Annotated in this window: 16 protein-coding genes; 8 read left to right on the top strand and 8 right to left on the bottom strand. The window is 42.6% G+C overall.

Translation table 11 applies throughout. The features are described from left to right. Positions 1 to 2 precede the first annotated feature (2 nt). The 3 genes from Q7P97_RS02640 to Q7P97_RS02630 all read right to left on the bottom strand — a co-directional run bounded on the left by Q7P97_RS02640 (position 3) and on the right by Q7P97_RS02630 (position 690). Entirely contained in the window at positions 3 to 188 is a 186-nt protein-coding gene (locus Q7P97_RS02640; protein ID WP_303966183.1) for a hypothetical protein, read from the bottom strand. Next, positions 182 to 430 carry a hypothetical protein gene (locus tag Q7P97_RS02635; RefSeq protein ID WP_303966180.1) on the bottom strand — a complete coding sequence of 83 codons (249 nt, stop codon included), beginning with the start codon at positions 428 to 430 and terminating at the stop codon, positions 182 to 184. Before Q7P97_RS02635 ends, Q7P97_RS02640 begins: the two co-directional genes overlap by 7 nt. A 95-nt stretch (positions 431 to 525) precedes the next feature. Beyond that, entirely contained in the window at positions 526 to 690 is a 165-nt protein-coding gene (locus Q7P97_RS02630; RefSeq protein ID WP_303966177.1) for a hypothetical protein, read from the bottom strand. Between the two features lie 222 nt (positions 691 to 912). Between Q7P97_RS02630 and Q7P97_RS02625 the strand changes: the two genes are divergently transcribed. Then, the gene (locus Q7P97_RS02625; RefSeq protein WP_303966175.1) at positions 913 to 1,371 is read left to right on the top strand and encodes a C40 family peptidase; all 459 of its coding nucleotides are present in this window, start codon (positions 913 to 915) and stop codon (positions 1,369 to 1,371) included. A 96-nt stretch (positions 1,372 to 1,467) separates the two neighbouring features. Here the strand turns inward: Q7P97_RS02625 and Q7P97_RS02620 are convergent, their stop codons facing one another. Both Q7P97_RS02620 and secA2 read right to left on the bottom strand, forming a co-directional pair. Next, positions 1,468 to 2,376, bottom strand: coding sequence for an accessory Sec system S-layer assembly protein (locus tag Q7P97_RS02620; RefSeq protein WP_303966172.1), 909 nt, complete (start codon positions 2,374 to 2,376; stop codon positions 1,468 to 1,470). Then, positions 2,373 to 4,739 (bottom strand): accessory Sec system translocase SecA2, encoded by a 2,367-nt coding sequence (gene secA2 / locus Q7P97_RS02615; RefSeq protein WP_303966170.1) that lies wholly within the window; start codon positions 4,737 to 4,739, stop codon positions 2,373 to 2,375. Before secA2 ends, Q7P97_RS02620 begins: the two co-directional genes overlap by 4 nt. Positions 4,740 to 5,026: 287 nt before the next feature. Between secA2 and Q7P97_RS02610 the strand changes: the two genes are divergently transcribed. Further along, positions 5,027 to 6,070 carry a glycosyltransferase family 4 protein gene (locus Q7P97_RS02610; protein WP_303966168.1) on the top strand — a complete coding sequence of 348 codons (1,044 nt, stop codon included), beginning with the start codon at positions 5,027 to 5,029 and terminating at the stop codon, positions 6,068 to 6,070. 598 nt (positions 6,071 to 6,668) lie between these two features. Here Q7P97_RS02610 and Q7P97_RS02605 read toward each other — a convergent pair. Next, positions 6,669 to 7,700, bottom strand: coding sequence for an LCP family protein (locus Q7P97_RS02605; RefSeq protein ID WP_303966166.1), 1,032 nt, complete (start codon positions 7,698 to 7,700; stop codon positions 6,669 to 6,671). A 177-nt stretch (positions 7,701 to 7,877) separates the two neighbouring features. Further along, a complete protein-coding gene (locus Q7P97_RS02600) occupies positions 7,878 to 8,510 on the bottom strand; it encodes a YigZ family protein (RefSeq protein WP_303966163.1) in 633 nt (210 codons plus the stop codon). A gap of 150 nt (positions 8,511 to 8,660) precedes the next feature. Here Q7P97_RS02600 and Q7P97_RS02595 point away from each other — a divergent pair, with 150 nt between their 5' ends. The 4 genes from Q7P97_RS02595 (at position 8,661) to Q7P97_RS02580 (ending at position 11,678) form a co-directional block, all read left to right on the top strand. Then, positions 8,661 to 9,809: a sensor histidine kinase gene (locus tag Q7P97_RS02595; protein ID WP_303966160.1), complete on the top strand. Its 1,149-nt coding sequence runs from the start codon at positions 8,661 to 8,663 to the stop codon at positions 9,807 to 9,809. 28 nt (positions 9,810 to 9,837) lie between these two features. After that, positions 9,838 to 10,518: a response regulator gene (locus tag Q7P97_RS02590; RefSeq protein WP_303966159.1), complete on the top strand. Its 681-nt coding sequence runs from the start codon at positions 9,838 to 9,840 to the stop codon at positions 10,516 to 10,518. 60 nt (positions 10,519 to 10,578) lie between these two features. Further along, positions 10,579 to 11,145, top strand: coding sequence for a nuclear transport factor 2 family protein (locus Q7P97_RS02585; RefSeq protein ID WP_303966156.1), 567 nt, complete (start codon positions 10,579 to 10,581; stop codon positions 11,143 to 11,145). Between the two features lie 155 nt (positions 11,146 to 11,300). Further along, a complete protein-coding gene (locus Q7P97_RS02580; protein ID WP_303966153.1) occupies positions 11,301 to 11,678 on the top strand; it encodes a YhjD family protein in 378 nt (125 codons plus the stop codon). Here the strand turns inward: Q7P97_RS02580 and Q7P97_RS02575 are convergent. Continuing rightward, a complete protein-coding gene (locus Q7P97_RS02575; protein ID WP_303966149.1) occupies positions 11,641 to 12,177 on the bottom strand; it encodes a competence protein ComK in 537 nt (178 codons plus the stop codon). The two genes, Q7P97_RS02580 and Q7P97_RS02575, sit on opposite strands and share 38 nt — an antisense overlap. A 405-nt stretch (positions 12,178 to 12,582) precedes the next feature. Between Q7P97_RS02575 and Q7P97_RS02570 the strand changes: the two genes are divergently transcribed. Beyond that, positions 12,583 to 12,846, top strand: a complete 264-nt coding sequence (locus Q7P97_RS02570) for a hypothetical protein (RefSeq protein WP_303966148.1) — start codon at positions 12,583 to 12,585, stop codon at positions 12,844 to 12,846. Positions 12,847 to 12,866: 20 nt separating this feature from the next. Beyond that, positions 12,867 to 12,998, top strand: coding sequence for a hypothetical protein (locus Q7P97_RS02565; protein ID WP_303966146.1), 132 nt, complete (start codon positions 12,867 to 12,869; stop codon positions 12,996 to 12,998). The last annotated feature ends 57 nt before the right edge of the window (positions 12,999 to 13,055 follow it).

Raw genomic sequence — 13,055 nt, 5'->3', positions numbered from 1 at the left:
TACTAGTAAGTAGGATACGATGTTAAGTAGTTGTCTTTCCGTTTACTTTTCCTTGTTTTATGCAAAGGTAGTAGTTTGACTAGCAATGTAAGTGGGGCGGTCATTGGCGCCACTTCGGCGGTGGTGGTAGGCGTAGCAATGAGCCAGACAGGAAGTGCGCCTGCCTGTCTCATTGCTACGCCTACCACGTGCAGCCGCCTTCGTTAGATAATGTGTAGAACAGTTCAGATACTTGTTTTGCAAGAATAGAAACTAGTACTATCCAGTTACTGTTTTGATCTCCTATAAACCACAATCCAACTTGGTAAGTACTTAGTAGCGCAGGCACAACTGCGGGGTAGGCCGTGGCCATGAGACATCTGGCAGATCTACCGCCAGCTGGCTCATGGCTGGAGGCAATCCCCCACGTGCCTGCGCGAGTCCAAAACATGCCCCTCACTACTTTCAATGACCAAGCCAAACTCGAGCAACGATCCAATCTATCTGTTACGTACTTTTCCAACACCGAAGAAAGATATCACCGATTCACTGATCTTCATCTTTTCTAAACCACAACCAAACTTGATAAGTACTCAGTAGCGCAGGCACAACTGCGGGGTAGGCCGTGGCCGTGAGACAGCTGGCAGCTCCACCGCCAGCTGGCTCATGGCTGGAGGCAATCCCCCACGTGCCTGCGCGAGTTCGAAGCATGACACTCGCTACTTTCAATGATCAAGTCAATGTCGAGCAACGACCCAACAACGCCTACAAGCTGTCAGAATCAGACACAAATATTTCAAACGTAACAAATTAACTGAATTTGAAACAATCCTGTTACATGACTGTAACAAAACAATAGATTATTAAATGCTAAAGTAAATATAACAGAAACAACCAAGCTAGCAAAAATACATACTGTCATCGGAGGAACATATGAATCTATTGCAAAAAGTACTATCAGTCCTAGCACTTTCCACACTACTAATTGTCTCACCATTTACAGGACAGGCAGAAGCGGCTGGGAAAACGACAAGCATCACTAAAACAGCAACTAGTTTAACAGGCATCAAATATCGCTACGGCGGAACAACAAGAGCTGGATTCGACTGCTCGGGTTATGTTGGCTACGTATTCAAACAAAATGGCTTGAAAGTAGCACGTACTTCCCGTGACATGTATGCGTCAGGACGCGCAGTAAAGAAAGCGAGCCTACGTAATGGCGATTTAGTATTCTTTAACACGACGGGCCGTGGAGTTTCTCACGTAGGAATCTACGTAGGTAACGGCAAGTTCGCACATGCGTCTACATCTAAAGGTGTGCGCGTGGATCGAGTAAATGATTCTTATTGGGGCAAACGCTATATGGGTGCAAAGCGAGTTGCGGGTATTTAATAGAAGAGACATCGATTTTCCTTCATTGGAAAATCGATTTTTTTGTGCGAAAAAACCGTATAGGAGAGGGGGAGACCCATTCCTATACGGCATGTCTTAATTCGTTGCGTCTTGTGGAACGCGGATTGTCCATCGAGAGAAATCCGGTTCGTCTTTCTTTACCAATTCCTTTGGATAGATGAATGTCCAAGGAGTCGTGCTGTTCGCCTTCACCGATAGTGGAGGATTAAGGTCGAATGTTCCACGAGCAACCAAATCTCCTGTTGCATCGATCAACTCAAGTGGCAACTTTTCAATATTGATTTGCTTGGAGTGACCATTACGAACGAATACTGATGCAGCGATCGTATCGTCGTCTTGTGATTGGATTTGGAAACCAGCGATATTCACTTCGCGTGGCTTCAACTTCGGAAGACCGTTGACTACTTCAGCCAAAGCTTCTTTCTGTTCAGCTGGCAATTGCTCTTCCCATGTGGGTGCAAGTTCCAATTGGTGTGGCATCATAGAGTGAACGTTGAATGCTAGCTTCCAGTTCGTTGCTGGAATTTCTTCCGTCAATTGATCTTTCTTTTCGAAAACGAATACCCATGGACGTGCACTGCGCGCTGGGATTTCGCCTAATTCATTCAAATCAAATTCTGCAGAAGCTGCTGTGTTACCTTCTTCATCGAGTAATAATAACTCGATTTCTCCTACAGTGATTGCTTGATCAAGTGAAGAGCGGAAGAATGCTTTGACTAACCAACTGTCGTTTGCAGGTTCTAAATCGATATCAATACCTGATAAGGAAATCTGGTTTGGTTTTAATGGTTCTAGTTCATTTGCTAGGAATCGGAAAACATATTCCTGCTCTTGCGTTAACGTCCATTGTGAATGAAGGGATAATTCTGTTTCAATATCCTCATTACCTGATCCAGCCTGGCCGTTCTCAAGAATTTCTTCGGATGCTACTGTACTATCTAATCCAGTTTTCTCTGTCTTTTTAAATCGATTGAAGAGTTTCATTGGGAAACCTCCTGTTGTTGTGTATTAAGTTGCTTCATGAATGCGATAATTTCGGACGCAATATCCCGGCGCAGGCGTTGATAGTGCTTGGCAAATAACTGCAAGCCTTCACGCTGGTAAATACGCATAGGATCTTCCTGTCCGTACGAACGCAATCCAATTCCTTCTTTTAGGCGTGTCATGACTTCTAAATGCTTGACCCACATCGTGTCGAGATAGCTCAACATGACTTGTGGTAATAGTTGACTCACTTGTTCATTATCAGTGAAAGTGTCGATAAATGCAAACAACTCTGCCATTCCTGCATCGTATTCTTTCATGATATCTGCTGTTCTATCTAATGAAGATGGAAGCTCGACAGGTGTTAGTAATAATGCATTCATTGTACGCTCGATCCGTTCGAAATCCCAATTATCGGCGATTTCATTATCCGGACAGCTGTCGAGAACGGCGAATTCAACAGTTTCTGACAACATCGATTTCAGTTTGCCGAAAATATCGTTACCTTCAAGTATGCGATTGCGTAATGAATAGATGACTTCGCGCTGGTCGTTGATGACGTCATCTAGCTTTAGATTGTATTCTCGCATGGAGAAATGTGCGCCTTCTACAATCCGTTGAGTCCGTTCCGTCAGTTCGTGGACTTCAGGGTTCAGTACTTTTCCATCTTCATCGACGCGAACTTTCGTCAAGAATTTCTCGAGCTCTTCAGGAGAGAAGCGCATGTACATTTCGTCTTCCAATGAAAGATAGAATTGGCTTTCGCCGTGGTCACCTTGACGACCTGAACGACCTCGCAACTGATTATCGACGCGACGACTTTCATGCTTTTCTGTTCCTAACACAAACAGTCCACCATTTTCTTCTACGCCTTCACCGAGTACGATATCCGTACCGCGTCCTGCCATATTAGTAGCGACCGTAATATTACCTGCTTGTCCAGATTCGGAAATCAATGAAACTTCCTGTTCAACACTCTTCGCATTCAATAGATGGAACTTCAACCCTTCGTCACGTAAATATTTCGCGACAGCTTCAGATTGGAGAATAGATGTAGTCCCAACTAGTACGGGTTGCCTCTTCGCATGACGAGCTGCTACTTCTTTTGCTACAGCTTTATACTTTTCTTCTGTAGTTTTGAAGACGAAATCCGGTGCGTCGATTCGAGCACGTGGACGATTCGTTGGAATTTGAATAACTTCCATATTATAAACTTCGCGGAATTCCTTGTCTTGTGTTTTCGCAGTACCTGTCATCCCGCAAAGTTTTGGATACATTCGGAAATAGTTCTGGATCGTAATTTGAGCTTGTGCTTTATTTTCATCCGTAATTTCGACGCCTTCTTTCGCTTCGATCGCTTGATGAAGACCGTCGGATAATGTTCTACCTTCCATGATTCGACCCGTGAACATATCGACTAATTCGATTTTGCCATCCCGCACGATATAGTCTACATCTCGCTTGAAGATGACGAATGCCCGGACAGCTTGGATGACATAGTGATAAAGTGTTTGGTGATCCAAGTCATACAAGTTGCCGATACCAAAGGCTTTCTCGACTTTTTCGATACCTTGTTCTGTAAGGGAAGTAGCCTTGGTTGCTTCATCGAAATCGAAATCCTCTTCGACTTTAAAACGTTTCGCTAGGCGAGCTGCGATATGGTGGAGATCCGCATCCGCTTGCATTTTACCTGCTACAATTAAAGGTGTTTTCGCTTCATCAATGAGTACGCTGTCTACTTCATCAATAATAGCGAAGTGATAGGGACGTTGAACTTTCTGAGAAGGGTGTTGCACCATATTGTCTCGTAGGTAGTCGAATCCGAATTCCGTTCCGACGCCATACGTGATATCTGATTGATAAGCAGCTTGCTTGGCAGGTCCTTGCATCATAGGAACATTCAAACCGACAGTTAATCCAAGGAAACGATGGATCTGACCGATTTGGTCATAGTCACGCTTAGCTAAATAATCGTTGACCGTAATGACATGGACACCTTTTCCTTCGAGTGCGCGTACATATGAAGGTAATGAAGCCACGAGTGTTTTACCTTCACCGGTCGGCATTTCAGCAATGTTCCCTTCCGTCAATACAGCACCACCGATTAGCTGCACATCAAAATGACGCATACCGAGAACCCGTTTAGATGCTTCACGTACGACTGCGAATGCATCTGGCATGATAGTCTCGACGGTTGCGCCGTCTTCCAACTGTTGTTTGAATTGATCTGTCATTCCTGTTAGATCTTCATCAGACATAGCAATATATTTAGGCTCGAGTGAATTAATTTGCTCCACAATTTTGCGGTATTTACGCAGCTGACGCTCACTCGTTCCAGTTTTACGTTTAAAGATTTTTAACATGAATTGAACGCTCCTTTATAAATCTCTATCTAAATGAGAGATTCCTATCTATTTTACCAAATAGACCGCCAAAAGACTATCTATATATAGAAAGAGAAGAACAATAGACTTATATCTTTTTATTGGACATATAATGGACAATTCCTCATGGTGACAGTGTTTAGTAGTGTTTGTATATAAGCAAGTAAGGGAATAGATATGTAATGCGTACTAAATAATGAAATCTAGCAACAATTATGTTATACTAAAAGGTGATATGTACTTAATGCTAATTGGGGAGGAAAGACATGTTATTCATTGCAATGTCTGTAGCTTTTATCGCTGCTATCATACTAACACCGCTAGTCATCAAATTCGCGTATCGGATCGGTGCGGTTGACCGTCCCAATTATCGTAAAGTTCACGCGAGAATCATGCCTAGAATCGGCGGGCTCGCGATTTTCGGAGCGTTTATTATTGGATATGCTATATTATTGCCGAAAGACGAGCACGCTATAAGCATCTTAATCGGTGCGGTACTGATCGTCATGATTGGCTTTTTGGACGATATGCTGGAAATAACAGCAAAAGCAAAAATGTTAGGCCAGCTAGTAGCTGCGTTAGTCGTTGTACTATGGGGCGGATTGCAAATTGAGTTCATCAACTTGCCGTTTCTTGGACAGCTTGACTTTGGTTATTTAAGTATTCCCATTACGATTATTTGGATTATCGGTATCACAAATGCCGTTAACTTAATCGATGGATTGGATGGTTTGGCAGCGGGTGTCTCCACTATTGCGCTGATTGCCATTACAGTAATGGCTCTATTAATGGGTGACGTTTTCGTTGCAGCGACAGCTTCCATATTGGCAGCAAGTTCGATAGGGTTCTTACTATATAATTTCCATCCAGCGAAAATCTTCATGGGTGATACCGGATCACTTTTCCTTGGATTTATGATTTCGGTCCTGGCGTTACTCGGCTTTAAGAACGTTGCCGTCGTATCACTAGTAATTCCAATTATCATGCTAGGTGTTCCGATCTCAGACACATTCTTTGCGATCGTTAGACGAGTTCGCATGAAGCAATCTATTACGGCAGCAGATAAATCGCATTTGCATCATTGTTTATTGCGTGTAGGTTTCTCGCATAGACAAGCTGTACTGACGATTTATGGTATCGCGATTCTATTTGGCGCAGCGGCTGTATTGTTCTCACAAGCGACAGTGTGGGGCGCGTTGCTTCTGATTTTCGTTATGTTGATTGTGATTGAGTTGTTTGTAGAGTTGATTGGTCTGGCAGGGGCGAATTATCGTCCGTTATTGAATTTAGTACGCATGATTGGTAAATAAATAAAGAGAGCCCTTGTCTGCTGCGAAGCGGGTGAGGGCTTTTTTGTTGTGATTAAACTGAAAAGGATAGGTCAGGAGAAGGGGAGGGAGCCGTTGATCGACGCTCCAGGCGGACGCTTTCCCATGGGCCCGCGGTGAGCCAACCAGTTCGCGTTGCTCTCTTTGGTTGTCTCACCTGATCGGGCTGATCCATCGGGAGTCGCCGCCTTGCGCTTACGATCAACTAAGTGTCGTATTCGAGATTTATAGAGTCAAAATCAAAGTCGACTTCAAAGTTATTTCTACCTGTAATTAGAACTTAGTACTTAAATAATTATAATGAATAAAATTAAGTCAGTTAGTAACTTTAATGTACTTTCAAACTATTCAAAGTTGCAAGGTAGGATTGTAGTGGAAGGCGGCGACTCCAGCGGGAATAGCGCGAGCTGAAAGCCCCGCAGGGAACGAAGTGGACGAGGAGATTGAAGCCGTGCCCGCGGAACGCGTCCGCCTGTAACGGAAATCCCGAACCACTTTTCATTTGCACTTCCTATTTTTCACCTCTATTTATAACAAAAAAGCGATGAAAACCGTTTAGGTCTCATCGCTTTTAAATGATCTATTGATAATCGGTTTGGGCAGACGCGGATGTTTGGTCTGTGTCTAGCTCGGTTAGGGAAGAGGAGTCTGGGATCATTCCGAGGTGGGACTTTAAGATCTGCTTCACTTCTTCTAACTTTTGCTCATCCAACCTGTAGTAGTAAATACCCGTCGACATGTCATCGTAGCCGGTCAATGTGATCGTATCGACTTCGGGAAGTCCGCTTTTTATATACTGAATGAACGACAACATCTGCTTTGATGTCATATCGGTCTTCATGTTATCGCCAAGCGCATTGATGACGTCTCCGTATTTTGAGATGGATGTAATCGATGTTGCTTCTTTGATCATCGCTTGAAGAATCATTTGCTGGCGTTTTCCGCGTTCGATATCACTATCGAGTTTACGCGTACGTGCTAAAGCTAATGTGTGGCGGCCATCGAGACGTTGAAAACCAGGCATTAGATGAATCGCATTTTTATCATTTTCATCTTTCTCGATTCGTTCGTACGGCACCTCGACTTCTACACCGCCAAGTGCATCTACGACATCAATGAACGCATTAAAGTTCATTTTTACATAGTAGTTGACGGGAATATCAAATAGTTGTTCTACTGTATCAACAGAAGCTTTAGTACCTCCATAGGCATGTGCATGTGTGATTTTGTCTTTATAGTTAACTTGTGGAATGTAGACATAAGAATCACGTGGAATGCTGACGAGTTTGATGCTTTTTGTTTTAGGATTCAAAGTGGCTAACACCAATGCATCCGATCTTCCGTGTTGTTCTCTTTCCTGACGTGCTTCACTTTCATCTACACCAATTAACAGAATCGATACTTTATCCGTTGCGGGTTCTACATATATTTCTTTTGGTTCTTGCTTCGCAATCGGTTCATAAGAACGGTCCAATACGGTAATCGCTTGGTTATGCAACTTGAAAGCATAGCCAGCGACGGCTAGAGCTGCGATGAAAAACGTGAATAATGCTATTTTTAAGAAGCGTTTCGTTTTAGAACCCTTCTTTTTCTTATACTCTTCTCTTTTCATTTTATACCTCCAGGTGTACGGCAGAAAGAACCGTAGATAGCGAATCTATGGGAAGTCATTTCTAACTAATAGAGGTAAAGCTTCACATAACTTTTCATCGTCATAGAATGAATTCAGACCTATTATTCATACGATTCATCTTCTGCCATTATACCTGTTTTTCGAATGGACGTATAGTCAGATGTCGAACTCCAAGAATTCATGTCCGGTTGTGGCGATGACTGCTTGACCGTTCGTCAATTCCATCATCCATTCCTGAAAAATCTCTTGCTCTTCTTCAGGAACATATAAAATGAGTTCAACGTCCTCTTCATAGACGATCTCTTTTAAAGGATAGTCGGATTGACGTACTTCGTTTTCTACTTTGCCAAGCCAAGTATAATCAATAGAAGTTTTCACTAAGGCGTGCAATTTTCTTTCCACTACACCCGTTGCGGCAATGCCTTCAGAAGCTGCTTTGCCGTAAGCGCGAATTAATCCACCGCCGCCGAGTTTGATACCGCCGAAATAACGGGTCACGACGATGACGGTGTCTTTTAAGTGTTGTTTTTTCAGAACTTCCAAAATAGGGAAGCCGGCTGTACCTGAAGGCTCACCGTCGTCATTCGCTTTTTGGATCTGGTCATGTTCTCCTATAATATATGCAGAACAATTATGTGTGGCTGTATGATGGTTCTTTTTGATGTCCTGTATGAAGTCCAATGCCTCGTGTTCCGTCTCGACTCTTTTGACAAATGACAGAAAACGGGATTTTTGGATGACGAATTCACTCTCTCCGTATAACTTTACGGTTTTATAATTAGCTCGCATTTGTCGTTCCCCCTACATTTGTAATATACTTATAATACTTTTACATCATTAAAATGATATACTGTATATGAAGTGTATAAGTATTTAGGCTAAACTGCAATAATGCTCACTTTGCGTAATTTCACATAGACGGGTGCGGGAGGGAGATAATTGAACGATAAGGCAATTGACATTCAACAGATGGAGAAAATCTTTGGCAACATGGTTAATGTAATGGATCGTTCGAAAAGCGACATTTTCTTAATTAGTGAACAAAGCCGCCGAAGTTTTGAAGAAATGCAAAAAGAGTTAGCAGAAGTGAAAGAAAGTATTTCTCATGTGATAACAGAAGGTGATTCTTTAGAGGGATTGTCACGCCACTCACGGAAACGTCTGGCTACTGTATCAAAAGACTTTATAACGTATAGCGAAGAAGAAGTGAAACAAGCATATAGTGTGGCAAATGACTTGCTTGTACGTGCCTCCATCAATAAAATGGAGGAGAAGCAACTTCGTGAAAAACGGGATGAACTCGAACGACGACTAACGTTGCTGCTTTCTACAATTGAAAGAGCGGATCAACTAGTTAATCAAGTAACCACTGTGATCACATATTTGACATCTGATTTGAAAAATGTAAGTACAGCGCTAGAAACGGCCCGACAGAAACAAGATTTTGCGGTCCAGATTATTCAAGCGCAAGAAGAAGAACGGAAACGATTATCACGTGACATTCATGACGGACCAGCTCAAATGCTGGCAAATGTCTTGATGCGTTCAGGTTTAATCGAAAAAACATTTGTCCAGCATGGTCCAGAACAAGCGATGAAAGAACTTTCTTACCTTAAAGAAATGGTCAGAGGAGCGCTATCTGAAGTGCGCCGTATCATTTACGATTTGCGGCCTATGGCTTTGGATGATCTGGGACTTGTTCCGACATTACGAAAATATTTGTCGACCATTAGTGAATACGAGGCTCCGCTAATCATTAACTTTCAAAGTAATGGAGCAGAAAAACGATTTGCTTCCAATTTTGAAGTAGGTGTTTTCCGTCTCATACAGGAATCAGTAAATAATAGCATCAAGCATGCGAAAACTGATGAAATATGGGTGAAAATTGAATGGTTGCGTGAAACCGTCAATATATTGATCAAAGACCAAGGTCTAGGTTTTGATACAAAAGAAGTAAAAGAGAAATCTTTTGGTTTAATAGGAATGCAAGAGCGTGTGGAGTTGTTGAAAGGGAAAATGAAGGTCACCTCGAAAGTCGGGGAAGGTACTTCGATACTTTTCCAAATTCCGCTGGACAAAGAACTGTAAGTAAGGTAATTATTGGGAGGAATAGGATATGGAAGCGACGAAAATTTTGATAGTAGATGATCACCAATTGTTCCGTGAAGGAGTTAAACGAATTTTAGATTTTGAAGAATCGTTTAGCGTAGTAGCAGAAGGCGACGATGGAGTAGAAGTAGTGGAGTTGTACAGAGAATATGAGCCAGACGTAGTGCTGATGGATATTAATATGCCACGCATGAATGGTGTAGACGCAACTGAGCAATTAGTTAAAGAATTCCCTGATGCGCGCGTTATCATGCTATCGATCCACGATGATGAATCATACGTTACACATGCTTTGAAAACAGGTGCACTAGGCTATATGCTAAAAGAAATGGATGCAGATGCAATTGTACAAGCAATCAAAGTAGTAGCGAATGGCGGTTCATACTTGCACCCGAAAATCACGCATAACTTGGTATCTGAATTCCGTCGTTTAAGCGAAAGAGAACATAAAGGATCCTTCCAACAGAACGATATTCGTCGTCCACTTCATTTATTGACGAAGCGTGAATGTGAAGTTCTGCAATTGCTGACAGATGGCCAAAGTAACCGGACGATTGGTGAAACGCTATTCATCTCAGAAAAAACAGTAAAAAATCACGTTTCGAGCATTCTACAAAAAATGAGTGTAAATGACCGGACACAGGCTGTTGTGACAGCAATTAAAAATGGTTGGGTAGAAGTAAAATAATTAAAAATGAAAAAAGGTCTTTGCACGCTGAAGGCCTTTTTCTCTACGTAGGAGGGGCATATGAAGAAAAAAATCGCAGTCGCGTCCATGGCGTTGGTACTCGTATTAGGTGCATGTGGTAACCAAGATGAAACAAAACAAAATGATCCAGAAACCGGCGAAGCAGCACCGGGTAGTGGTGCAATCGATCATGGAATAGATGATAATAAAGTCGGGTTCAGCATGGCTGGCGACGAAGTTGAAGAAGCAGTAGATGTACCCGAAGAAGAAAAAACAAAAATTCTAGCTGCTTTTGACAACTATATCGAGACGCTGAACAATCAGGATGTCGAAGGGTATCTGGCTACACTTTCTCCTAAAGGCTATGACTTAGATGAAGAGCGTCAAGCTACAGAAGAAATGCTTGAGAATACTACAATGAAACGCGAAGTAGACAATGAAACGATTGTAAAATATAAAGAAGACAGTGCACAGTTATTTTCTACGTTAAAAACGACATTTACGGATATTGAGACAGGAGTAGAAAATACACCTGAAGGCCGTCAAGTGACTGTGTTCAATAAAGAAGACGGTGAGTGGAAAGTGTTCTCCATCCACTTTATCGGAGATGAGCCAGGGAACCAATAAACAATTATAAATATCGATTTTGTGACAAAACTTCCAGTACTGACAACTGGAAGTTTTTTTATGCAAAAAAAAGCCATACTATGAGTACTTGCTTTTCTGCGCTAAAGGAATTATAATCGGTGTAGGAACATATGTTCTGTAAGGAGGCGATTTCTGTGCCTTTGATCCCCGCGGAGGCAATGCCCTATTTAGAGAACTATATTTATCTGCCCATGCTATTGACGATTATGGAACGTGATCGTCAGTTATTGGAGAAGGTGCCGTTCAAACTGAAAAGTCCCTACCTTAATTTGCTAGACGAAACGATGCATGCCGTATCCACTGATTTACAAATGACAGCTATGTATTTGCATAAGCACAAAATGAAAGTAGTACGCCGTTCAACAGATGAATTGTTTACGGAATATGTATTTTTACATGATGGCTATCAAGATATACGTCGCTATTTGAATGTACGCTTACGTAATCGATCGGAAGAACTGTTAAATTTGTATCTCAGGAAATTGGTGAATCGGAGCTCTTCGGGTCCATGATCATATAATATGAACTGCGTAACTGCTCCTGAGCATTTTCAAATCGTTGCGATAAAATATGTGACAAGGCCATCTGCCGATAAACGGTAGCGAGCGATGTATCAAGTTGCATTTGCGTATCGTTTTTCAGAACGACAGAGACGCCGTCTTTGTTCTGAACAGCATCTTTTACTGCGTGATAAGCTACCCACGTGTTTTTATGTAAGGTAGGGGACAGTAAAGGGAAAAATAATAGCGGCTGATCATTTGAATGCGTCAGCATGATCGGGGGCTTTGGACGATTTTTTAAATCCACCTTGGAGCTGTTGATGATGGACTCGAAGTTGGAACGGTAATGCGCACAAGAGTCTCTCATGATTTCTAATGGAGTTTTCTCAACGATGAACGTCCGGTCGCTTTCCACTACTTTTGTATAGTATGGGTTGGTATGTTGTCCATGAAGTAATGCAAAAGTATGGAATGTTACGATGTAAGACGACAGATGATGTGGATTAGCCATATTCTTCCCTCCTGTTTTATAGGACCATATACGTATTAATTATAGTATAGAAAAAACTAAAATCAACTGTAATGTTGGAAGATAGCGAGTATTCTATTAATATGTTGGGTTTTATCGAATTATTGACAGAGTAGAATGGATCGTTGCTCGACATGGGCTTGTGCATGGAAAGTAGTGAGGGTCATGCTTTGGACTCGCGCAGGCACGTGGGGGATTGCCTCCAGCCATGAGCCAACTAGCGGTGGAGCCTTGCTAGTTGTCTCATGGCCACGGCCGACCCCGCAGTTGTGCCTGCGCTACTGAGTGGTTGGCAAGTTAGGTTGTGGTTTAGAAAAGATGAAGATCAGTGACTGGGTGGTACGAGTCTTCGGTGTTGGAAAAGTACGTAACAGATAGATTGGGGCGTTGCTCGACGTTGACTTGGGCAAGGAAGTTAGTAAAGATTCTGCTTTTCGGACCCGCGCAGGCACGTGGGGGATTGCCTCCAGCCGTGAGCCAACTAGCGGTGGAGCTGCTAGTTGTCTCACGGCCACGGCCGACCCCGCAGTTGTGCCTGCGCTACTAAGTATTTACCAAGTTCGGTTGTGGTTTATAGTAGATCAAACCAGTGACTGGATAGTACTAGTTTCTATTCTTGCAAAACAAGTATCTGAACTGTCCTACACATAATCTAACGTAGGCGGCTGCACGTGGTAGGCGTAGTAATGAGACAGCCAGGCGCACTTCCTGTCTGGCTCATTGCGGAAGCCATCCACCACCGCCGAAGTGGCGCCAATGACCGCCCCACTTACATTGCTAGTCAAACTACTACCTTTGCATAAAACAAGGAAAAGTAAACGGAAAGACAACTACTTAACATCGTATCCTACTTACTAGTA

Origin of the sequence: Sporosarcina ureae (assembly GCF_029267015.1) — a bacterium.
Lineage (GTDB): Bacteria > Bacillota > Bacilli > Bacillales_A > Planococcaceae > Sporosarcina > Sporosarcina ureae_D.
The sequence above is the reverse complement of the archived record's forward strand: the minus strand, read 5'-3'. Positions and strand labels throughout refer to the sequence as shown.

Bases quoted from the DNA above. Each gene is read 5' to 3' on its own strand.
- Q7P97_RS02610 (WP_303966168.1), top strand. From the start codon at position 5,027: ATGTTATTCATTGCAATGTCTGTAGCTTTTATCGCTGCTATCATACTA.
- Q7P97_RS02590 (WP_303966159.1), top strand. From the start codon at position 9,838: ATGGAAGCGACGAAAATTTTGATAGTAGATGATCACCAATTGTTCCGT.
- Q7P97_RS02585 (WP_303966156.1), top strand. From the start codon at position 10,579: ATGAAGAAAAAAATCGCAGTCGCGTCCATGGCGTTGGTACTCGTATTA.
- Q7P97_RS02575 (WP_303966149.1), bottom strand. From the start codon at position 12,177: ATGGCTAATCCACATCATCTGTCGTCTTACATCGTAACATTCCATACT.
- Q7P97_RS02635 (WP_303966180.1), bottom strand. From the start codon at position 430: ATGTTTTGGACTCGCGCAGGCACGTGGGGGATTGCCTCCAGCCATGAG.
- Q7P97_RS02605 (WP_303966166.1), bottom strand. From the start codon at position 7,700: ATGAAAAGAGAAGAGTATAAGAAAAAGAAGGGTTCTAAAACGAAACGC.
- Q7P97_RS02625 (WP_303966175.1), top strand. From the start codon at position 913: ATGAATCTATTGCAAAAAGTACTATCAGTCCTAGCACTTTCCACACTA.
- Q7P97_RS02600 (WP_303966163.1), bottom strand. From the start codon at position 8,510: ATGCGAGCTAATTATAAAACCGTAAAGTTATACGGAGAGAGTGAATTC.
- Q7P97_RS02620 (WP_303966172.1), bottom strand. From the start codon at position 2,376: ATGAAACTCTTCAATCGATTTAAAAAGACAGAGAAAACTGGATTAGAT.
- Q7P97_RS02630 (WP_303966177.1), bottom strand. From the start codon at position 690: ATGCTTCGAACTCGCGCAGGCACGTGGGGGATTGCCTCCAGCCATGAG.
- secA2 (WP_303966170.1), bottom strand. From the start codon at position 4,739: ATGTTAAAAATCTTTAAACGTAAAACTGGAACGAGTGAGCGTCAGCTG.